The 21076-nt window shown below is 44.6% G+C and carries 20 protein-coding genes; 6 read left to right on the forward strand and 14 right to left on the reverse strand.

From position 1 onward, the window contains the following. The first annotated feature begins 447 nt into the window (after positions 1-447). Positions 448-2319, forward strand: a complete 1872-nt coding sequence (locus tag KXD93_RS29695) for a CocE/NonD family hydrolase (protein ID WP_373417384.1) — start codon at positions 448-450, stop codon at positions 2317-2319. 46 nt (positions 2320-2365) lie between these two features. After that, a complete protein-coding gene (locus KXD93_RS29700) occupies positions 2366-4024 on the forward strand; it encodes a M1 family metallopeptidase (RefSeq protein ID WP_258141192.1) in 1659 nt (552 codons plus the stop codon). Positions 4025-4096: 72 nt separating this feature from the next. On the opposite strand, the gene KXD93_RS29705 is transcribed toward KXD93_RS29700, so the two are convergent. Both KXD93_RS29705 and KXD93_RS29710 read right to left on the reverse strand, forming a co-directional pair. Continuing rightward, positions 4097-4402, reverse strand: coding sequence for a type II toxin-antitoxin system RelE/ParE family toxin (locus tag KXD93_RS29705; protein ID WP_258141193.1), 306 nt, complete (start codon positions 4400-4402; stop codon positions 4097-4099). Further along, on the reverse strand, positions 4395-4631 hold the full coding sequence (locus tag KXD93_RS29710; RefSeq protein WP_258141194.1) for a hypothetical protein: 237 nt from the start codon (positions 4629-4631) through the stop codon (positions 4395-4397). Before KXD93_RS29710 ends, KXD93_RS29705 begins: the two co-directional genes overlap by 8 nt. A 167-nt stretch (positions 4632-4798) precedes the next feature. Here KXD93_RS29710 and KXD93_RS29715 point away from each other — a divergent pair, with 167 nt between their 5' ends. Continuing rightward, positions 4799-5536, forward strand: a complete 738-nt coding sequence (locus tag KXD93_RS29715) for a head GIN domain-containing protein (protein WP_258141195.1) — start codon at positions 4799-4801, stop codon at positions 5534-5536. Between the two features lie 101 nt (positions 5537-5637). Here KXD93_RS29715 and KXD93_RS29720 read toward each other — a convergent pair whose 3' ends face one another. The 5 genes from KXD93_RS29720 to KXD93_RS29740 form a co-directional block, all read right to left on the reverse strand. Continuing rightward, entirely contained in the window at positions 5638-7611 is a 1974-nt protein-coding gene (locus KXD93_RS29720) for a KUP/HAK/KT family potassium transporter (RefSeq protein ID WP_258141196.1), read from the reverse strand. A 335-nt stretch (positions 7612-7946) separates the two neighbouring features. After that, the gene (locus tag KXD93_RS29725; protein ID WP_258141197.1) at positions 7947-9908 is read right to left on the reverse strand and encodes a retaining alpha-galactosidase; all 1962 of its coding nucleotides are present in this window, start codon (positions 9906-9908) and stop codon (positions 7947-7949) included. 274 nt (positions 9909-10182) lie between these two features. Then, on the reverse strand, positions 10183-10995 hold the full coding sequence (locus KXD93_RS29730) for an outer membrane beta-barrel protein (protein WP_258141198.1): 813 nt from the start codon (positions 10993-10995) through the stop codon (positions 10183-10185). A 125-nt stretch (positions 10996-11120) separates the two neighbouring features. Continuing rightward, entirely contained in the window at positions 11121-11906 is a 786-nt protein-coding gene (locus tag KXD93_RS29735) for a hypothetical protein (protein ID WP_258141199.1), read from the reverse strand. Then, entirely contained in the window at positions 11890-12459 is a 570-nt protein-coding gene (locus KXD93_RS29740) for an RNA polymerase sigma factor (RefSeq protein WP_258141267.1), read from the reverse strand. The genes KXD93_RS29735 and KXD93_RS29740 overlap by 17 nt, the downstream gene beginning before the upstream one ends. A gap of 90 nt (positions 12460-12549) precedes the next feature. On the opposite strand from KXD93_RS29740, the gene KXD93_RS29745 reads away from it, so the two are divergent. The 3 genes from KXD93_RS29745 to vapC all read left to right on the forward strand — a co-directional run bounded on the left by KXD93_RS29745 (position 12550) and on the right by vapC (position 14522). Further along, the gene (locus KXD93_RS29745; protein ID WP_258141200.1) at positions 12550-13827 is read left to right on the forward strand and encodes a metal-dependent hydrolase family protein; all 1278 of its coding nucleotides are present in this window, start codon (positions 12550-12552) and stop codon (positions 13825-13827) included. Between the two features lie 111 nt (positions 13828-13938). Next, a complete protein-coding gene (locus KXD93_RS29750) occupies positions 13939-14118 on the forward strand; it encodes a type II toxin-antitoxin system VapB family antitoxin (RefSeq protein WP_258141201.1) in 180 nt (59 codons plus the stop codon). After that, positions 14118-14522, forward strand: a complete 405-nt coding sequence (vapC, locus tag KXD93_RS29755; RefSeq protein ID WP_258141202.1) for a type II toxin-antitoxin system VapC family toxin — start codon at positions 14118-14120, stop codon at positions 14520-14522. The genes KXD93_RS29750 and vapC overlap by 1 nt, the downstream gene beginning before the upstream one ends. Positions 14523-14524: 2 nt before the next feature. Here the strand turns inward: vapC and hemJ are convergent, their stop codons facing one another. The 7 genes from hemJ to hemB form a co-directional block, all read right to left on the reverse strand. After that, on the reverse strand, positions 14525-15064 hold the full coding sequence (gene hemJ, locus KXD93_RS29760) for a protoporphyrinogen oxidase HemJ (RefSeq protein WP_258141203.1): 540 nt from the start codon (positions 15062-15064) through the stop codon (positions 14525-14527). 117 nt (positions 15065-15181) lie between these two features. Further along, on the reverse strand, positions 15182-16207 hold the full coding sequence (gene hemE / locus KXD93_RS29765; RefSeq protein ID WP_258141204.1) for a uroporphyrinogen decarboxylase: 1026 nt from the start codon (positions 16205-16207) through the stop codon (positions 15182-15184). Positions 16208-16355: 148 nt separating this feature from the next. After that, complete coding sequence (locus tag KXD93_RS29770; RefSeq protein ID WP_258141205.1) at positions 16356-16883, reverse strand: tetratricopeptide repeat protein; 528 nt, start codon at positions 16881-16883, stop codon at positions 16356-16358. Further along, entirely contained in the window at positions 16883-17590 is a 708-nt protein-coding gene (locus KXD93_RS29775; RefSeq protein ID WP_258141206.1) for a response regulator transcription factor, read from the reverse strand. Before KXD93_RS29775 ends, KXD93_RS29770 begins: the two co-directional genes overlap by 1 nt. 41 nt (positions 17591-17631) lie before the next feature. Further along, a complete protein-coding gene (locus tag KXD93_RS29780; protein WP_258141207.1) occupies positions 17632-18501 on the reverse strand; it encodes a sensor histidine kinase in 870 nt (289 codons plus the stop codon). An 83-nt stretch (positions 18502-18584) separates the two neighbouring features. Continuing rightward, on the reverse strand, positions 18585-19955 hold the full coding sequence (gene hemL, locus KXD93_RS29785; protein ID WP_258141208.1) for a glutamate-1-semialdehyde 2,1-aminomutase: 1371 nt from the start codon (positions 19953-19955) through the stop codon (positions 18585-18587). A gap of 120 nt (positions 19956-20075) precedes the next feature. Continuing rightward, positions 20076-21047: a porphobilinogen synthase gene (gene hemB / locus KXD93_RS29790; protein WP_258141209.1), complete on the reverse strand. Its 972-nt coding sequence runs from the start codon at positions 21045-21047 to the stop codon at positions 20076-20078. Between the last annotated feature and the right edge of the window lie 29 nt (positions 21048-21076).

Consider the following 21076-nt stretch of genomic DNA (forward strand, 5'->3'; position numbering starts at 1 on the left):
ACTGACGCTGTCTTTTGATCTGCGTATACCGTTACCGGCAATTTCTCGTATCGCGTCTCTTCTAATAAATTTAATCGGGCCATTTTTTAGGTTGAATTGTATTTAGATATTAAAGAATTCTCAAAAAAGCATTACAAAGAAAATCCCCGCCTGGGCGAGGATTTTATTCAAACCAATTTAACTATAATTCCCCTTACCGACATAAGGTTGATGTAAAGTTCACCTATCATTAGCGTGCAATGCATTATTTAAAACAAACTTAATAAAAATATTTTTACAAATGCAATACTTTTTAAATTTTTTTAATAAGTAATTACACCCCTATTATTGTACCCAGATATTATCTTTTTATAATAGAACTTTATCCTGTTTCTGTAACAGTGTTAACACTAATAGCATATTACTGAATATCTTATTAAATTAGCTTCATAAACTGACCGAACTAACATGAAGAAACAACTACTCTTAATCGGGTTTGTGCTGCTCTGCACTTTTACCTATGCCCAGGCGCCTGTAGATACCGGCTATGTCCGCGAGCACTACACCAAAATGGAAAAATATATTACCATGCGCGATGGTAAAAAACTGTTCACCTCCATTTATCTGCCTAAGGATCAATCAAAAAAATACCCGATCCTGATGACACGTACACCTTACACCGTATCACCATACGGCGAAAATGCTTACCGTAAGTCGCTGGGACAAAACAGCCTGCTTTTAATGGAGGGCTTTATTTTTGTTTACCAGGATGTACGCGGCAAATGGATGAGTGAGGGCGATTTCATTGATGTGCGCCCCGATATAGAAAACAAAAAGGGGAAAACGCAGGTTGACGAAAGCTCTGATACGTATGATACTATCGACTGGCTGATAAAAAACTTGCCAAATAACAATGGCAAAGTAGGGATCGAGGGAATTTCTTATCCCGGCTTTTATTCAACTGCATCATTGCCAAATGCGCACCCGGCTTTAAAAGCTGTATCGCCGCAGGCTCCCGTGACGGATTGGTTTATCGGCGATGACTTCCATCATAATGGTGCGCTGTTCGTGATGGATGCATTTTCGTTTATTACCAGCTTTGGCGTTCCAAGGCCGGTACCAATTACGCCGGCTCAATTTAAAAACGGCATCAAATTTAAAGCGCCTGATAATTATAGTTTCTACCTTAAATTAGGTGCATTGCCAAATTACAAGAAATACTATTTTGGCGATTCGGTGAAGTTTTGGAACGATATGATGGCGCATCCAAATTATGATAAATTCTGGCAGGATATGAACATCCGTCCGCACCTTAAGAATCTTACGCCAGCTACAATGGTTGTTGGCGGTTTCTTTGATGCCGAGGATTGCTTTGGAGCCCTGCACGTATTTGACGCTATAGAGAAGCAAAATCCTGCCGATCATAAAAACATGCTGGTTATGGGCCCATGGTACCACGGTGGCTGGGAAGCCGCCGACATCCAGCATTTCGGAGACCAGGATTTTGGCTCGAACACCAGCAAATGGTTCCGCGAGAATTTGGAGCTTCCGTTCTTTAAATTTTACCTTAAGGGTGAGGGCGAAATGGATCTGCCTAAAGCAGCCATCTTTATTTCGGGCAGCAACGAGTGGAAGAAATTCAGCAAATGGCCGCCTGCAAACTCAACCGAAAAAACTTTATACTTCCATTCAAACGGTAAGCTGTCTTTTGAGGCACCAACCGGCGGCGATAGCTTTGACGAATATGTAAGTGATCCATCATCACCGGTTCCTTACCAGGATGGCGTGCAAGCCCGCCGTACCCGCGAATATATGCTGGACGACCAACGTTTTGCTTCACGCAGGCCTGATGTAAAGGTTTACCAAACGGACACACTTACCAGTGATATGACCCTAACCGGTCCGGTGGTTGCCGACCTGTTCTCGTCTATCAGTACTACCGACGTCGATTACGTGGTTAAGCTGATCGATGTTTTCCCGGACAATTATCCAAACCCAACACCGAACCCTAAAAACATCATCATGCCCGGCTACCAGATGCTGGTTAGGGGCGAGATCATGAGGGGCAAGTTCCGCAACTCGTTCGAAAAACCTGAGCCATTCGTACCGGGTAAAGTAACCGAGGTTAAATACAACCTGCCGGATGTTGGCCATACCTTCAGGAAAGGTCACCGCATCATGATCCAGGTACAAAGCTCATGGTTCCCGCTGGCTGACCGGAATCCGCAAAAATTTGTGGACATCAACCAGGCTAAGGATTCTGATTTTCAGAAATCAACTATCAGGATCTATCATGACGCACAAAATAAATCAAGCGTTAAGATTACTGTTTTGGATTAGATGATTGCACCGATTTAAAAAAGATTACACTGATTAATAAACATAAATGAAACTATACAGATCAATAATTACCTGCGCCCTGGCATTAGTTGCCTTTGGCGCTAACGCTCAACTGGGTGCAAAAAAGGAAGTGTTTACACGTGCAGATTCATTGCGCGGATACCTTTCGCCCTTGCGCACCTGCTACGATATCAACTATTACCATTTGGATGTTAAGTTTGATATCGACAATAAATTTATTAGCGGCAGCAACCTGTTTAAGTTTACAGCTACGCAGGATTTTACCAAGCTGCAATTCGATCTTTTTGCCAACTTAAAGGTTGAAAAGGTGGTTTACAAAGGCCGTGAGCTACCTTTCATAAGGGAATTCAATGCAGTCTTCGTTACCTTCCCAGCTACTATAGCAAAAGGCAGCAAGGATGAGTTTACCGTATTTTACTCGGGTAACCCAACCATAGCCAAGCGCGCCCCTTGGGATGGCGGGATTGTGTTTTCCAAGGATTCGCTGGGCAACCCGTGGGTAGCAACTGCCTGCCAGGGCATTGGCGCCAGCATCTGGTGGCCGAACAAAGATCAGCAGGCTGATGAAGTTGACAGCGCTTTGATCAGCATCAGCGTGCCTAAAGGTCTAACTGACGCGTCAAACGGTCGCTTACGCAAAGTAACTGATCTGAAGAATGATTATACCCGTTTCGACTGGTTTGTGGCTAACCCCATCAACAATTATGATATCGAAGCCAACATCGGTAAATACTCACACATCAGCGATACTTACGATGGTGAAAAAGGCAAGCTGACTTTAGATTATTGGGTATTATCATACAACGTTGCGAAAGCCAAAAAGCAGTTTGGCGAAAACGTTAAGGATATGATCAAAGCCTTTGAGTATTGGTTTGGTCCGTATCCTTTTTACGAGGATGGCTATAAGTTGATAGAAGCGCCGCACTTAGGTATGGAGCACCAGAGCGGAACTGCTTACGGCAACCATTACGGCAACGGCTATCTTGGTCGTGACCTTTCAGGTACCGGCTGGGGACTTAAATGGGATTTTATTGTAGTACACGAAAGCGGTCACGAGTGGTTCGGTAATAACATCACCTCGAAGGACCTGGCCGATATGTGGATCCACGAGAGCTTTACCAATTACTCTGAATCGTTATTTGTTGAGCAGCGCTACGGCAAACAAGCCGGGCAGGAATATGTGCATGGCACCCGCTTCGCTATTCAGAACGACGCACCTATCCTTGGCGTTTATAACGTAAACAAAGAAGGTTCGGGCGATATGTACTACAAAGGCGGTAACATGCTGAACATGATCCGCACCATCATTAACGACGATGCCAAATGGCGCGATATCCTTCGCGGGTTAAACAAAACCTTTTATCACCAAACCGTAACTTATGATGATGTGGTAAATTACATCAACACACAATCAGGTAAGGATTTGTCGCCGGTGTTTTCACAATACCTTAAATACAGGAGCATCCCGATCCTGAACTTTATGCAAACAGGCGGCAAGTTATTTGTTCGCTGGATCTCGGATGTAAAGGGATTTGATATGCCGGTAAGGGTAAAACTTAAAGGCGGCGAATACCAGTTTATCACACCATCAACCCGTTTTAAACCGGTTGAGATCAGTGGTGCAACAAAAGATAACATCGAGGTAGATACCTTTAATTATTATATCGGGGTGATGGTGGATTAGCTGCCCCCAGCCCCTAAAGGGGAGCAAAGAATAAAAATGCCGGGTTTTGAAATTCAAGATCCGGCATTTTGCTTAAGGCCATTTCACTGTATCCATCCGATTATCGAGGATAGCTATTACGATAATTGTATTTTTTGATTCGGTGTAAAAAACAGAAAGCTGCTTACTCAATACAGCCCGCCTGACGTTTTTACTTTTTGAACTCTTAGGGTAGAGTTTAGGAAAGGAACAAACCAGGCTTTCAAAAACACCCAGCATTTTATAAAACTTATCAACTTCCTTTTGTGTGAACTTGTAAAGTAAGTATCCCTTTATAGTAAGGGCATCAGCAAGAGAACGGTCGGTATAATGTATATTATAGATGCAGTTATCAACCATTTTTCAGCTTACTCCAAAATATTTCTGCTGACACAGTACGACCATTTTCGGCATCGGCCAGACCCTCATTGATATGTTGCCTTTGAGATTCAGAGAGATCATTCCACCAATCATTCTCTGTTTCGGAGGTCCTTAATCGCTCTAAAAGAAAAAGCATATTAGTGTCTGATAGTTGTTCTATCCATTCTATCAGGTTAGATTTCGTCTTCTTTATTTCAGCTACCGACATGTTTTGATTATTGATACACAAATTTAACTATTCTGATTTAAAAATAAGCATCTCATAAAACTTGTACTATTAAGTTACCCGGGTTATTATTTACTTTATTTTTTTCTTTAATTTCGATGCAACCTAATGGTTAAAACAACGTCTCATTAAACAAAACTAATAGTACTATGAAATTGATAAGCAAATTTTTACTGGCCGCTGCGCTGTTAACAAGCACCGGATATACTTACGCAAAGCCTGCCGCAACCGTAGTGGTAAGCCCCGCTGAAACCCAGGATCGTCATCTATCAGGCTTTAACGGGATTAACGTTGCCGGATCATTCGATGTGTTTATTACCCAGGGATCGAACGAATCTGTTAAGGTGGAAGCGCCGTCTGATGTGATCGACAAGATCCTGACCGAAGTAAACGGCGGCGTATTAAAAATATACAGCAAACACGACAACTTTAACTGGGGCAACTGGTGGGGCAATCATAAAAAGATAGCCATTTATGTAACCGCTAAAGAACTGAATTCAATCAGCATAACCGGATCGGGTGATGTTTCTTTTAAAGACGGCCTTACAGCAAACACGCTAAGATTAAAGATCAGCGGCTCAGGTGATATGTCAGGAAAAGTACAGGCCAAAACACTGGAAAGCAGCATTTCTGGTTCAGGCGATATGAAGCTTACAGGCCGTGCCGAAAGCTCAACTGTTAGCCTGGTAGGTTCAGGAGATTATACCGCACGCAACCTTGAAACCGTAAGCACTGCAATCCGTCTTACCGGCTCGGGTGATGCTTATGTTAACGCAAGCGAAAAGATAGATGCTGCCGTACATGGCTCAGGTGATATCCATTGCTCAGGCAATCCTAAAAATGTATCCAAATCAAAAACCGGGAGCGGCGATATTTACGTTAATTAATCAGCCCTATTCAATGCCCCCCAGAGGGGTAATCAACATATATAATGCAAAAAGCGTCACTTGATTTTTAGTCCGTGACGCTTTTTTATTGCGGATGATATTTATACCGCAGGGATCCTTTTCAGTGAGATGTTGCCTACAGGCTTCACCACCAGCGGGATCTTTTCTACATAGGTTTCGCTGGTATCCAAACCAAAGGCTTTTGCTTCCGACTGAGCCAGCTTCTTGATGGCGAAATAACTGTTCAATATGAAGCCCTCCTTAACGCTGAACGAGTTGTTGTACGAAAGAAATTTCTCCATGATCACAAACCTGAAGTCGGCGCTTATCTTAAACTTGTTTAATGATTCGTAACGACTGGTGATGTCAACCTCCTTACGGGCAACCATATCTTCAATAACCTTGCGGAACAGCACATTTACCCTCGGCTGGATCCTGAAACCAAGCCTGAATTCAACCCTGATGATCTTTCCGGGCTCCAGCTGGTCAACGCTGTACTCCATGGTATAGGGCTCGTTGGTGGTTTCAATATGGATAAACCAATAGGTATCCGCCCGCTTTGGCTTCCTGCTCATGATGGAGTACAGGATTTTCTCTTCTATCTGTTTGGAGTTGTTAGCTTTGGTAAGATAGATAAGATGGGTTGAATATTTACTTACAGACGTATCGGCGCTTAAAGCGTTTAACAATGGGATTTGATCCTTTAAATCAACAAAATGCAGGAAGCGGTTATTGATCTTGCGGGCCTTAAACCAAATATACATGGTAAAGATCAACCCAAATTCAAACACCAGGAAGAAGAGCCGTTTAAGCAGCTTGATGGCATTTGCCACAAAGAACGAGAACTCGACCGTTAAGAACACACAAAGAATAATGGTAACCAGCCAGACCGGCCAGTGCTTAACATACCGCATAAAGTAATACATCAGTATGGTGGTCATCAGCATGGCTATGGTGATGGAGAACCCGTAGGCAGCCGTCATTGCTTCTGAGGTTTGGAAGTACAGGGATACTGCCACGCAGCCAAAGCATAGGATCCAGTTGATGCTGGGGATATAGATCTGACCGCGAATGTTCGACGGGTATTTTATGGTGATGCGTGGCCAGAAGTTCATACTTACCGCTTCGCTGATGAGCGTGAATGATCCGCTGATCAATGCCTGGCTGGCGATGATAGTTGCCATGGTTGCCAATGCTACACACGGGATCATGAATACATGCGGATCGGGAACTATCTGGTAAAATGGATTTACACCGGTAAAGTTCTTGCCCGCAGGCTGCATTAATACCCATGCACCCTGGCCCAGGTAACTTAAAATAAGCGATATTTTTACAAAGATCCAGCTCACCTGGATGTTTTTACGACCACAATGCCCAAGATCGGAATAAAGGGCCTCGGCACCTGTTGTACACAGGAACACTGCACCTAACAGGTAAATAGCCCTTGGATGCGTCGTTAATAGTTCGATACCGTAATAGGGGTTTAATGCTTTAATAATTGCCGGGTTGTGCGCAAACTGGATGCCGCCTAAAACGCCGATCATCAAAAACCACATCAGCATTACCGGTCCGAATGCCGAGCCTACTACCTTGGTGCCAAATTGCTGAAAGAAAAACAGCAACAGCATTATCCCGATCACAATACCTAAAATAAGCTTGTTGCCCGGTACAAATACTGCCGCCAGCGATGGCACGTTACTTAAGCCTTCAATAGCTGATGTTACCGAGATAGGAGGGGTGATGATCCCGTCGGCAAGCAGTGTACCTGCGCCAATTATTGCAGGGATAGCCAGCCATTTTCCGTAGCGCCTTACAAGGGCGTATAGCGAGAAGATGCCGCCTTCACCGTGGTTGTCGGCCTGCAGGGTAATAACAATGTATTTAAAGGTGGTCTGCAGGGTGAGCGTCCAGAAGATACAGGAGATGGAGCCTAATACCAAAAGGGTGTTGATTTTACCGCCCTCAACCAGCAAGGTTTGAAAAACATACAGCGGCGAGGTACCTATATCGCCAAAAATTATTCCAAGGGTGACCAGCGCACCGGCAAATGAAAGTTTTGTTAAGTGTGAATGCATGAACTAGTAAATAATATGAACAGGGGATTGATGAAAAACTTGAAGATATTCTGGCCGAAATGAAGCAATTAAACAAGCCGGAAGGGGAATTATCATTTTGATAGTATCAATTAATTTGAAATGGGACAGTCAATAGCCGTACCATGAGGCCTTAAAATGCCATTTATCCACTCAATTAATTGAATTACAGTAAATTAACATATTGTACAAAAAACACCAAGGCCTATCAAAATGATAAGTCGATTATCATTTTGATAGGCTTTGAAAAAGCTTGTTTAATAATTTAGGCCGGCTTTTATGGCAGAGGGCGTAAGCTTTACGCCCCTGCGAGTGGTTTACAGCTTTTCGAACCGTGCAGCCCAGCCGCCGCCGGATGCGATTTTGATGTTCAACTTATCCTTTGCAGTTACGGTTATGGTTTTTGTGGTGTAATCCGTTGCGTCCTTGTTGGCGTTTATGCCATCTTCAAATATGATCGCCTTATAACTGCCATCGCCCAAAAATGAAAGATCAACAGTTAGGTTTCTTGGGTTCCAGTTGGTCATTACGCCGGCGTACCAGGTGCTGCCTTTTTTGCGGGCGATGCTTACAAAGTCGCCAACCTTGCCGTCGAGCGATACGGTGGCATCGAAAGTGGTAGGCACTGCGGCGATGAAATTGGTGCTTTCCTGCTCGCGCTGGTAGATGGACGGGTTGTCGCTCAGCATTTGCAGCGGGGCCTCAAATACGGTGTACATAGCCAGTTGGTGGCAGCGGGTGCCCTGTGTCATTGGGTTTGAGTTTACCGGCCTGAACGCCTCCTTTGTGGCATTACGCATCCCACCCGGCGTATAATCCATCGATCCTGACGTCATGCGGATATACGGAATACTCACATCATAGCCCGGCTGGTTATCCGTTCCCCACTTCATATTCTCCAATCCTTTTACACCCTCGCAGTTGATGATGTTGGGCCAGGTGCGCTGCATCCCGCTTGGCTTATACATGCCATGGTAGTCTATCAGCATGTGGTGAGCGGCTGCTGTTTTAGCAATGGCGTATAACGAGCTTACCATCTTCTGATCGTCGCGGTCGATAAAATCAACCTTGAAGCCTTTTACGCCCATCTTTTCATATTTCGCCAAAATCCCCTCGGTATCCCGTTGAAAGGAATACCAGGTGGCCCACAAGATCACTCCTACATTTTTTTGTTTGGCGTAATCTACTATCTGCTGCACGTCGAGCTTGGTTTTGTTCAGATCATAATCGTCACTCCAGCCCTCGTCAATAATAATATATTCCAGCTTGTTTGCTGCCGCGAAATCGGTGTAGTATTTATAGGTTGGCACGTTTATGCCGGCTTTAAAATCAACATGGGTAACGTTCCAGTCGTTCCACCAGTCCCAGGCAACCTTGCCGGGTTTTATCCATGAGTAATCCGTGATCTGTGAGGGCTCCGCCAGCTTCTGCATCATATCATTATCGGCCAGCTGCTTATCTTCGGTGCTGATGACCACCACCCGCCAAGGAAAGCTGCGGGTACCTGCGGTTTTGGCGATGTAACCGGCACGCTGCTTCACCACGTAGTTGATCCTTAAAATAGCTTCCTCCGTTGGATATTTTGCGAACACACCATGCAGGCTGTTACTCTCGCCTTGGGTAAGGTACATGCCCGGGTAATCCTGCAGATCGGCTTCCAGTATCACCGCTTTTTTAGGGCTGCCCACATCAATCAAAACGGGCAGAAATGCCAGCGTATCTTTTTTTATGGCTGATAAGCTGATGTTGTCATAATGCCCCTCGAACGATGTGGTGAATTTATCCTTGTTACGGTAATCGCTTACAAAAGGCAAAAACGCCTTGTCATCATCCTTGAATTTGAAATTGGCTTCCTCGTTAACAATGGTAATATCTCCCTTTTTTTGTGTGATGAAACGATAAGCAGCCCCATCATCGTACACCCGGAACACAAGCGAATAATCGCCTTTAAAGCTTAGGGTTAGCTGGTTGAAATTATCCTTTACCTGGCTTTTTTTGTAGATCGGCGTTATAATGGTGGTATTGCTTGAAGTCGGGCTCGCCTTTTTTACCACGGCGTTTTTACCCAATATCTCGCCATTGTCAAGCGTCATGGAGATTTCAGAGGGCATGATCACTTCGGTATCCTCGTGCTTAACCGACCAGCTGACAGCCGCACCCGCAACAATGCTAACGCTGATTTTGCCATCGGGCGATTTTACCTGGTAAGTTTTGCCCGTTTGTGCCGTTGCACACAGCGAAAACATGAAGCACAGCAACAGTAATACCTTAATTTTCATGAACGTAAATAGTTATGGTTTATAATAATCCGAAACTAAATAAAATGCCGCAATTATTAGTGTTGAAATGACAAGTTTTCCTTTTGCCGAAACCAATCCTCACCGCCACGTCCTTGCGAGGAACGAAGCAATCTATAAGCTATGCAGATAAGGGAGTATTAAAATTGTGGTAACCTGTCAGCGGCTGAAAGGTCCCAGCGGCATAAAGATTCCTGATTGTCCTGCGTAGAGGTTGCTTCGTTCCTCGTGATGACGCGCGGGGAGTTTGGGAAATTTAGAATCCTAGCGTAAACCCGAACGAGAAGTTCTTTAACCCTTTTTGTGCGGGGCTGTTCTCGAACATGTCGTTAACGTAGTATTTGGCGAAGATGCCCCAGTCGCCGTAGCCCATGCGTACAAAGCCGCCGTAACGGAAGTGGGTGAAGTGGTAATCGTCGTCGATCTTCTGCTTGCCGTTTTCTTTGCTGATCTGCTTCACCCTGCCACCCAACAGGAAGCCGCCATCCGGACCGATCACGAAGTGCGCCCGTTTGCCCTCTGAATTTTCATTGGTGCGGAAATCGAACGATAAGGGGATGCGGATATAGCTTGATGAAAAGCGGTTTTTGCTGTAGTTGATGTTATCCTGGCGATAGGTTAATACCGGCTGATTTGGCAGGATGGTGATATTGTCCCGCAAACGGATCAGCGTCCAGTCGAACCCGCCCGACAGGTAGATCTTGAAATTAGGATTAAATCTTACACCAAGCTGCACCAGGTCGAAACCCACGTTGCTGGTTTTCCATGAGCGGTAGCGCAGGAAGTTGTTTTGCGGCGACAGGGTAAAGCTGCCGTTATCAACCAAAGTAGCCAATCCAAGGTCGAACCGTGAAAAGGTAAGCCCGAACGAGATGCGCGGATAGGCGCTTTCGTGGTGTACGGTATCTTTGGGCCATTTTTTATCGCCCTCGTCGCCATAGCCAACGGACATTTTAAAGCCCCTGCTTTTTGTGGAATCGGAAGCAGCTTTGGTGCTGTCCTTTAAAGTCTGTGCAAAAGCACTGTATAATGAGATGCTTATTATTGCGGTTAGTATTAATTTTTTCATGTTGTGTTTCTTTTTTTGAGAGTCAAGATTCAAGAGCCAGGAATCAAGATTTAAAATTTTGCCAAAGGAATCATTTTCGCGATTCTTTTCTCTTGGCTCTTGGTTCTTGACTCTTGGTTCTAATCCTATTTAGTTTCTTCCCTTTTCGATTTTAATGCCCCCAGGTTAATCGACATTACGTTTGTTTCATCATCGTCTGCGTCGGTAAATTCGATCAGTTTTGTTTTTCTTTTATCAACCTTAGCTATCACAGCGTTTAAAAAACCACCTATGCCGTGTGCACTGCGTTTAGGTTTTAACACATCTGTTTCGGCAGGTCTGTTATCAGCAACAGGCAACGTGCTTGCCGTTAATGCAGCCCTTGATGGTATAACAGTTGCGGTTATGTCGCCAACAACAGTTTTGGTGCTCAATGCCATATCGGGCACTACGGAAGTAATAATGTCCCGTTTAGGCTGTGCGGCTGCTATTACCTGCTGATCATCAGGCCTGGCAGGGCTGGTTACCACAGTTGGCGAAGCTACAGGATTTGCCTGAACCGGGTTAACAGCTTTTACATGTTTAACGGCTGCAATATTATTAACCACCGGCGCCGGCTTAACAACGTTTTGCGGCTGTGTTTTTACCGGGTCAGCTGTAGTAACAACAGGCTGCGGATTTGTTTTGGCTGCCAAAGGTTTTACAGGCGGTTTTGTTGCATCAGGATGTTTTTGCGGGATGAACAGGATGCCCGCAAATGCCAACAGGACGATGCTGGCAGCAATGCTTAGCCATGGCAGCGGCGCCCTGTAGCGGCGTTTGCCATCAAGCCCCTCAACAATGCCATCCCAAACCTGGCTGGTTGGTTCCGTCTCAAAATCGTCGAGCTTTGAGCGGAATAGCTGATCAAATTCCTTATCCTGCATGTCCATATTTTTTACCTTCCATTTTTATTACCTGTTCCTTTAATACCGTACGGGCCCTTGACAGCTGCGATTTCGAAGCGCCCTCACTTATACCTATCATCCCGGCTATCTCCCGGTGCGAATAGCCTTCAATGGCGTATAAGTTGAATACGATCCGGTAGCCCGGTGCCAGCTGCTGCACCAAAGCCATCAGGTCGACAGCTGCCAGTTTTGATGTTGCCAATGCGTCAACTGCGGTATGCCCGGATGCATCCTCAATATCAACCAGCTGCACCATTTTATGATATTTGCGGTAGTACTCAATTGAGCTGTGAACCATTATCCGGCGGATCCATCCCTCAAACGAGCCATCGCCCCGGTAATCCTCCATCCTTTGAAAAACCTTTATAAAGCCATTTTGCAACATGTCTTCGGCTTCCATCCGGTCTGTAGCATACCTTAAGCACACCCCCATCATTTTTGAAGCAAATTGTTTATAGAGCAGCTCCTGGGCTTTACGCTCATTAGCTTTACATCTTTTAATCAATTCGTCGATAGTATATTTAGGCTCCAAAAACATCATTTAAAGGTAAGATGAAAAGGTAAGGGAAATGGTTGCATCGGAATAAAAATAAATTTGATAACTTGCTCTACATCTATCTAAAGCCCAATGAAAATATTTAGCCTGACCTTAGCTTTCGTGCTGTCGATATTCAGCATTTCCATCGCGCAGCAAAAAATAAACTACGGATACCTGTTATTAAAACCCGACCGTGTGTTTGACGGGCAGCAAATGCATCCCGGCTGGTGGGTGCTGGTAAATGGGAACCATATTGAAGCGGCAGGCGAGCCATCATCCATTACCGCACCATCATCTGCAACGGTCATCGACCTGAAAGGACAAACCCTGATGCCGGGCATGATTGAGGGGCATTCGCATTTGTTCCTGCACCCTTATAACGAAAACAGCTGGAACAACCAGGTACTAAATGAGAGCCGCGCCGAGCGTACTGCCCGTGCCGTAAACCATGCAAAGGCAACGCTGATGGCTGGCTTTACCACCGTTAGGGATCTGGGTACGGAGGGAGCAGGATACGATGACGTAGGCTTAAAGATGGCTATTATAAAAGGTGTTGTTCCCGGTCCAAGGATGCTGGTTGCCACCCGGGCTATTGTTGCTACCGGGAGCTATGGCCCTAAAAGTAACGTTGCCGAAGCCAGTATCATCAAAGGGGCTGAAGAAGCCGACGGGATCGACGGTATAACCCATGCGGTGCGTTCACAAATTGGCTATGGCGCAGATGTAGTAAAGATTTATGTAGATTACCGCTGGGGTGAAAACGGCGCAGCCGCCCCAACCTTTACCGAAGCCGAATTAAAAACAGCGGTGGAAGTTGCCAAAAGCAGCGGCCGGATAGTGGCCGTACATTCAGGTACAGAAGAAGGGGTGCGAAGAGCTATTGCCGCAGGCGTAACCACCATTGAACATGGCGATAATGGCACATTGGAATTATTTAAGCTGATGAAGGAAAAAGGTATCGCCCTTTGCCCTACACTTGCAGCTACCGAGGCTATTGCAACTTACAGCGGATGGAAAAAGGGTGTTGATGCTGATGCTGCAGGCGTAAAGCAAAAACACAGTTCGTTCAGCGCTGCATTGCAGGCAGGCGTTACCATTTGCATGGGCGGCGACGTAGGCGTATTTGCCCATGGCGATAATGCCCGCGAAATGCTGTTAATGGTTGATTATGGCATGAAGCCGATTGATGTTTTACGGTCGGCAACGTCAGTAAACGCATCTGTTTTCCAGCTAAAGGACCTGGGGAATATCAAAGCCGGTTACCTGGCAGATCTTGTTGCAGTTGAGGGTAATCCTGCAGAAGATATTAAGGCAGTGAAGCAGGTGAAGCTGGTGATTAAGGATGGGTTGGTGTATGTTGGGCAGTAAGCTCTAAATTAGTAGCAAACGGTAATTGGTAAGAGATTAACGATACCCAAAAGGTATGAAATTTATTTTGTTTTTATTTAATAATGTGTACCTTTATTAAAATTTATGTGTATGAGGACGAACATTGAGATAGATGATGAATTAATGGCGAAAGCTCAAATGCTCAGCAATATCAAAACCAAAAAAGCAATCGTGGAAGAAGCTTTGCAATTGTACGTAACCATCGAAAATCAAAAAAAACTGCGGGAGCTTTGGGGAAAGATCGAAGTTGACGATAAAGCTTACGAATAATGGATATTATTTTGGTTGATACTTCTGTATGGGTCAACTTTTTTAAAGCAAAGGAAACTGAAGCGAGTTTGTTTTTAAAATATAACCTGGCCAATATTATAATAGCAACGTGCCCGGTTATTGTGCAGGAGGTACTGCAAGGGATTAATTCAGACAAGGAATTTGAAAAGGTTAATTCTTACCTAAATACTTTGACGAAGTTTACAGGAAACGGGTATGAACTTGCCTATGAAGCGGCCAATTTATATCGGCAATTGCGGATAAATGGAATCACCATTCGCAAGCCCAACGATTGTTTAATTGCTATGTTTGCTATAAAAAATGATGTGATGCTGTTAAATGATGACCGGGACTTTCGGTTTATTGCCAAGTATTCACCACTAAAGATATACGAGCCTGAATAATATCATTTCTTCATCCTGAAGCGCTTATAAATCTTCACCGCTATCATCAGGATAACGGCCAATAACACCAGGCCAACAGACCCGTAGATCCAGTTAACGCCATCCTTTAAAACGGCCAGGAACACTATTGCAAAAAGAAACAAGGTGGCAACCTCGTTCCAGATGCGGAGTTGGGTTGATGTCCATTTAAAAATACCCTTCGCCATCTGTTTTATCATGTTCTGGCAGATGTAGTGGTAAACGATTAAACCGCCTACAAAGGCCAGCTTAATGTGCAGCCAGGGTTGCTGCAGCCATGCCGGTAATATGAAAAGCATGGTTATCCCGGCTGCTAAAACCAGGAACATAGATGGCACCGTGATGATATACCAAAGCTTGCGCTCCATTATTTCAAACTGTTTGGAAAGGATGGTGCGATCAGGCTCGGGTTTTTCCTGCGCTTCGGTGTGGTAAATAAAAAGACGTACGATATAAAACAGCCCCGCCATCCAGCAGACTACAAAGATGATATGTATAGAAAGGATGTATGGATAATAATACATAATGCCGAGCCCCCTAACCCCCTAAAGGGGGAATTATAAGCCGCTGTCCCTAAGGGGACAGAAGCTTTTATTTATATATTGCAGAACGCCACACCGTTTTATTCCCCCTTTAGGGGGTCAGGGGGCATATTCTTTTATCACCTCAACCGCGTACTTCACATTATCAAACGGAATATCAGGCATAATGCCATGGCCAAGGTTAAAGATAAAACCTTGCTCATTCTTCATCCTGTCGAATAAACGATAAATACGCTCCTTGATTACCTTTTTATCAGCATACAAAATATGCGGATCAAGGTTACCCTGTACGGCAATACCTGCAGGCAGGCGTTTTTTCATGTCAAGCAAGTCAACGTTCCAGTCGATAGAGATCACATCGGGCTTTGCCTCTGCCATCAGCGGTGCAAAAACCGAGCTGCCCTTGCAAAACGAAATAACGGGGATATCCTTGCGGTTTAATTTGCTGATGATCTCGGCTATGTAACGATGCGAAAACTCCTTGTAATCATCCCATGCAAGCGCCTGCGCCCAACTGTCGAAGATCTGCACTGCGTTTACACCAGCTGCTATCTGCAGGTTTAAATAATCGGCGGTTACAGTTGCTATTTTTGATAAAAGCCGGTGTGCAAGCTCGGGCTCGTTGTGCAGCATCAGCTTGGTTAGCTTAAAATCCTTTGACGATCCGCCCTCAACCAGGTAGCTCATTACGGTGAATGGTGCACCTGCAAATCCTATCAACGGGATGCTGCCATTTAAACGCTGTTGAATAACCTTTATGGCATCGGCAACATATTGCAGCCTGTCGCCAACGTCGGTGCGTAAGTTGTCAATATCCGCTTTGGTGCGAACAGGGTTGGCAAACTTAGGGCCGATGTTTTGGGTAAAGCTCAGGTCGCCGCCCATGGCTTCGCCGGTAACTAAAATATCTGAAAATAAAATGGCAGCATCAATCCCCAGCAGATCAACCGGCAGCATGGTAACGTCGGCGGCCAGTTCAGGGGTTTTGCACATCTCTAAAAACGAATACTTGTTTTTGATGTCCCAGTATTCCTTCATAAAACGACCAGCCTGGCGCATCATCCATACGGGCGGGCGTTCAGTTTTTTCAGAAAATGCTGCTTTTATTAATAACGAATCTCTCATAATGTGAAGAGAGCCAGGAATCAAGAGTCAAGAATCAAGATTTAATTTTCCTGATCCGAAACCATACTTCCCGCTCTGTTTAACGTAATTTATTATAATACTTTGGGATGCAGCTACCATCTTGATTCCTGGCTCTTGCATCTTGATTCTATTTCTTGTGTTTTTCTAATTCCTGCCTAAGGCGTGCAATCACGTCCTTCATCTTGGCATTTATTTTATCTTCCTGTTTTTCGGTAAGCTGTAAATAAGCCTCAGCTTTTTCAAAGTTTCCGAGTCTTATGCTGATGTTGGCCACGTGAACCAGGGCTGCAACATGGTCATTAACCGAGCGTAAGGGGTATTGTGCCGCTACTTCATAATGTGCCTCGGCATCGGCATAGTCCTGCTTTTGCAGGCAAACACCGCCCATCAAAAACTCGTAATAACCGCGCCTGTTTTTGCTGAGCCATCCCGGGTTTAAAATCTCCAGTAAAGTTCGCTCAGCCTTGTCGTAGTCCTTGTGGTGAAAATATCTCGCCGCAACAACTAATGTGCCCTGCCTTACGTAGTCAAACGCAAGCAAAACAAGCAAAGTAAACGGAACCCAGGCCAGTTCATAAAGATGCCGGTATGCCAGTAACAGCATCGACAAAAAAAATATGGTACCTATGAATAAACGTGTCCTGTTTGTAAACATTAATGGTGATTATCGGTAAACTTATAACCTACCCCGCGGATAGAGTGAAAATAAACCGGGTTTTTAGGATCTGGTTCAAAATACTTACGAAAGGTTAGGATAAAGTTATCGATGGTACGGGTTGACGGGTAAACGTCATAGTTCCATACGGTTTCAAGGATCTGCTCACGCGATACAGCGTCATTACGACGCTCAATCAGCAATTTAAGCAGCATGGTTTCTTTTTTAGTTAACGGGGTAATAGAATCATCACCATTAACCAGTTCAAACGAGTTGAAGTGAATAGTTTTGTCGCCTATTTTGTAGCTGTTAAACTCTTTAAGGTCGTCGCCTTTTAGGCCGCGCTTTACCAGGTTATTTACGCGCAGGATAAGTTCCTCCAGGTTAAAGGGTTTTGTCAGATAGTCATCCGCACCTTTCTTTAAACCTGCAATTTTGTCTTCATTTGTATTTTTGGCAGTAAGAAACATGATAGGCACCTCTGAGTTTTCAAGCCTGATAGTTTCAGCAACTACAAAACCATCAATTTCGGGCATCATAACATCCAGTATAACCAGGTTAAAACGCTCCTCCTTAAATATTTGTAAAGCCTTTTTACCGTTAGTAGCCGTAGATACCTTATAGCCCTCAAGCTCAAGGTTAAGCTTAATGGCCTCAAGCAAGTGCTCTTCGTCCTCGGCTAACAGAATTCTTTTTTTATTTGGCATGTGATTTTAAGTTATTAATACACTAATGTATTCGTGTCAATCTATTCAAATACTACCTCAAATATACTACCAACCGGTCGGTTATCTCTCACTTTTATACTTGCCTGGTGCTTATCCAGCACTTCTTTTACAATAAAAAGACCCAAACCTGTTCCCTTGGTGTTTCGTGTCTCTTCACTGCCAACACGATAGAACCTGTCGAAAATACGATTTTTTTCATGATCCGCTATTCCAATGCCATGATCGGCAACCTCAAGGAAGATCTTGTCCTGCTTTGAGAATAGCTTTACGGCGACAGTTTCGCAAGGGCCTGAATATTTTATGGCGTTCTCTATCAGGTTGGTAACTACCGACGTTAATGCAAATTTATCGCCTGTTATTTCAATTTTGGGCTCTATTTCTGCGTCGATAATCTGCTGCGTTCCCTCGCATTTGGTGATCTGCAGGCGGTTTACAATGCTATCCACCAAAACAGATAAACTGAACTTATCCTTAGGAAAGGTGTATGAGTGGTTATCTATCTTCGAAGCCAGCAGCATGTTTTCCACCATATCGTCCAGCCTGTCGATATCATTAAGAGATTTGCCGATAAAGTTCAGGATCTGTTCCCTGCTAAGGTCTCTTTTCTGTATGGTTTGAAGCAGGATCTTGATAGATGCCAGCGGTGATTTTAACTCGTGTGTTACAGAAAGCAAAAAGTTCTTTTTTTGTTCCTGCAGTTTACGTTCACGTTTAATTGTCCTGTGCAGCGAATAAGCACCGGTAAAGAATACTACGATAAAAACAGAACCCTCGCCCATTATCATACCGATATCGCTCGGCATGAGCTTTGCCAGCAAATAGCCCCACCAGACCAATTCAGCAAGTGCATAAATGATCAGGGCATAAAAAATTACGAATGATCTTCTCATATCAGTTTGCAGTTATTAGTTTGCAGTTGGCAGTACTTCTTAAACAATTTGCAATTGCAAACTGCCTACTGTAAACCGCCAACTTATTTTTCACGAAATACTACTTCAAGACTATCAAATATAGCACGTTTTGCCTTCTCCAGGTCTATTTTTGTATGGGCCGATGATATAAATCCAACCTCATATCCGCTTGGGCCCAAATAAACGCCCCGGTTAAGCAGTTCGCGGTGCAGCTTTTTGAATTTGTTCATGCTTGCAGCATCAATTTCATCTGCCCGGCGGATAGCCGCCTGGTCGGTAAAGGCAAACCAAAATATAGAGCCAATGGTAAATACCTTGAACTTGTAGTTACGCGCAGTAGCAAAGCGCTGAATGGCTTCGGTAAACTCCTCTGTTTTATTGTTCAGGTCGCGATAAAAGCCCATGCGCAGTAATTCGCTTAACTGGGCAATTCCTGCAGCCATGGCAACCGGGTTGCCTGATAATGTGCCTGCCTGGTAAACACCACCATCGGGAGATACATTGCTCATGATCTCTGCCGATGCCCCGTAGCAGCCTACAGGCAAACCACCGCCAATGATCTTGCCGTAAGTAAGGATATCTGGTTTTATTTGATAATATCCAGCAGCTCCCTCAAAACCTAGCCTGAACCCGGAGATCACCTCGTCGAATATTAATAAAGCTCCATTTTTGGTACAAACTTCGCGCAGGTATTGTAAAAATTCCTTTTCCTGTAAAAGCAGTCCGTTGTTAGCGGGAACAGGCTCTATGATGATAGCAGCTATCTGGTCCTTAAATTCTTCAAAAGCCTTTTCAATAGCGGGCTTATCGTTCAACGCAACTACAATGGTTTCGTCGGCAAAGGCTTTTGGTACACCGGCAGATGAGGTCTCACCAAAAGTTACCAGGCCCGAACCTGCCTTAACCAGTAATGAATCAGTATGACCATGGTAGCAGCCCTCAAACTTCAGGATCTTATCACGTTTGGTATAACCACGGGCCAAACGGATAGCCGACATTACGGCCTCGGTGCCCGAACTTACAAAACGCAGCTTTTCAATAAATTTATTGTTCTTTACGATCAGCTCTGCCAACTCATTTTCCAAAGCGGTAGGCGCACCGAACGACATGCCGTTCTGCATCACCTCTATCACCTTTTCCCTAACCTTTGCATTATTATGACCGAGGATCAAAGGTCCCCATGAACAGCAAAAATCAATAAACTGATTATCGTCAGCGTCCCACAGGTAACAGCCATCCCCCTTTTTTATAAACAGCGGCGTGCCATAAACCGATTTAAACGCCCTTACCGGCGAGTTAACCCCACCCGGGAAATATGTCTTCGCCTTCGCAAATAACTCCGCAGATTTTTCACGGCTGATGTCAGGCTTACTTGTAGTGCCCGCCGTCTCATTTCCTTCTGACGTAAATTTCTTTTTTATTGAATCAAACATATAGCCCCCTCTAAATCTCCCCCTAAAGGGAGGAGACTTTTTGTTTTTCGCGTAACTTACACGCTTTTAATTATTTTATTTCACATTGCATTCCTGTCCCCCTTTAGGGGCTAGGGGCAACTACAACCACTTATTCTCCAAAACCTCTTTAGCATGATACGTTAATATCGCGCTTGCACCTGCACGCCTGATGCTGGTGAGCACCTCGGTAATGGCACGCTGCTCATTCAGCCAGCCTTTTTGTATAGCTGCCTTTATCATGGCATATTCGCCGCTCACATTATACGCTGCAACGGGCAGTTCAGTATTGTCCTTTATTAATTTAATTATATCCAGATAGGGCAGGGCAGGTTTCACCATTAAAAAGTCTGCTCCCTCCAGTTCATCCAGGTTAGCTTCTATTAAAGCTTCCCGCTGATTGGCAGGGTTCATCTGGTATGTCTTCTTATCACCAAATTTAGGCGCCGAGTTCAATGCATCCCTGAAAGGTCCGTAAAACGCACTCGCATATTTTGCAGAGTACGACATGATAGACACATTGGTGAATTTGTTATCATCCAACACCTTGCGAATGTAACCCACACGACCGTCCATCATATCACTTGGGGCAATAATGTCTGCTCCGCATTGTGCATGTGCGAGCGCCATTTTACCAAGCACCTCCAGCGTTTCGTCATTCAGGATCTCGCCGTTTTCAACAATGCCGTCGTGGCCATCACTGCTGTATGGGTCCATTGCAACGTCAGTAATTACGCAAGCTTCCGGAAAATTCTTTTTTACCTCGCGGATAGACCGCAGGTATAAGCTCTGCTCACGGTGACTTTCAGTTGCGTATTTATCTTTAAGCGATTCGTCGATATTTGGGAAAAGATCAAAGGAATTTAAGCCGAGCTTTAAACAGCTTTCAATCTCCCGCAGCAAATTATCGATGGAATAACGAAAGATGCCCGGCATGGAAGCTACTTCGCTCTTTTGGGCATTACCCTCTATTATAAACAGCGGGAATATTAGGTTAGCGGCACTTACATGCGTTTCCTGCACCATCTGGCGGATAACTTCGCTCTTTCTGTTTCTTCTCGGTCTTTGTAACATCTTTTAGTTCATGGTTAATAGTTCATGGT

It is taken from the genome of Mucilaginibacter phenanthrenivorans (assembly GCF_024721155.1).
In the GTDB taxonomy this organism is placed as follows: domain Bacteria; phylum Bacteroidota; class Bacteroidia; order Sphingobacteriales; family Sphingobacteriaceae; genus Mucilaginibacter; species Mucilaginibacter phenanthrenivorans.

Coding starts and splice junctions, on each gene's coding strand:
- KXD93_RS29695 (WP_373417384.1), top strand. CDS start 448: ATGAAGAAACAACTACTCTTAATCGGGTTTGTGCTGCTCTGCACTTTT.
- KXD93_RS29750 (WP_258141201.1), top strand. CDS start 13,939: ATGAGGACGAACATTGAGATAGATGATGAATTAATGGCGAAAGCTCAA.
- hemJ (WP_258141203.1), bottom strand. CDS start 15,064: ATGTATTATTATCCATACATCCTTTCTATACATATCATCTTTGTAGTC.
- KXD93_RS29740 (WP_258141267.1), bottom strand. CDS start 12,459: ATGTTTTTGGAGCCTAAATATACTATCGACGAATTGATTAAAAGATGT.
- KXD93_RS29710 (WP_258141194.1), bottom strand. CDS start 4,631: ATGTCGGTAGCTGAAATAAAGAAGACGAAATCTAACCTGATAGAATGG.
- KXD93_RS29730 (WP_258141198.1), bottom strand. CDS start 10,995: ATGAAAAAATTAATACTAACCGCAATAATAAGCATCTCATTATACAGT.
- KXD93_RS29780 (WP_258141207.1), bottom strand. CDS start 18,501: ATGAGAAGATCATTCGTAATTTTTTATGCCCTGATCATTTATGCACTT.
- KXD93_RS29715 (WP_258141195.1), top strand. CDS start 4,799: ATGAAATTGATAAGCAAATTTTTACTGGCCGCTGCGCTGTTAACAAGC.
- KXD93_RS29705 (WP_258141193.1), bottom strand. CDS start 4,402: ATGGTTGATAACTGCATCTATAATATACATTATACCGACCGTTCTCTT.
- KXD93_RS29700 (WP_258141192.1), top strand. CDS start 2,366: ATGAAACTATACAGATCAATAATTACCTGCGCCCTGGCATTAGTTGCC.
- KXD93_RS29770 (WP_258141205.1), bottom strand. CDS start 16,883: ATGTTTACAAACAGGACACGTTTATTCATAGGTACCATATTTTTTTTG.
- KXD93_RS29725 (WP_258141197.1), bottom strand. CDS start 9,908: ATGAAAATTAAGGTATTACTGTTGCTGTGCTTCATGTTTTCGCTGTGT.
- hemB (WP_258141209.1), bottom strand. CDS start 21,047: ATGTTACAAAGACCGAGAAGAAACAGAAAGAGCGAAGTTATCCGCCAG.
- KXD93_RS29775 (WP_258141206.1), bottom strand. CDS start 17,590: ATGCCAAATAAAAAAAGAATTCTGTTAGCCGAGGACGAAGAGCACTTG.
- vapC (WP_258141202.1), top strand. CDS start 14,118: ATGGATATTATTTTGGTTGATACTTCTGTATGGGTCAACTTTTTTAAA.
- KXD93_RS29720 (WP_258141196.1), bottom strand. CDS start 7,611: ATGCATTCACACTTAACAAAACTTTCATTTGCCGGTGCGCTGGTCACC.
- KXD93_RS29735 (WP_258141199.1), bottom strand. CDS start 11,906: ATGGACATGCAGGATAAGGAATTTGATCAGCTATTCCGCTCAAAGCTC.
- hemL (WP_258141208.1), bottom strand. CDS start 19,955: ATGTTTGATTCAATAAAAAAGAAATTTACGTCAGAAGGAAATGAGACG.
- hemE (WP_258141204.1), bottom strand. CDS start 16,207: ATGAGAGATTCGTTATTAATAAAAGCAGCATTTTCTGAAAAAACTGAA.
- KXD93_RS29745 (WP_258141200.1), top strand. CDS start 12,550: ATGAAAATATTTAGCCTGACCTTAGCTTTCGTGCTGTCGATATTCAGC.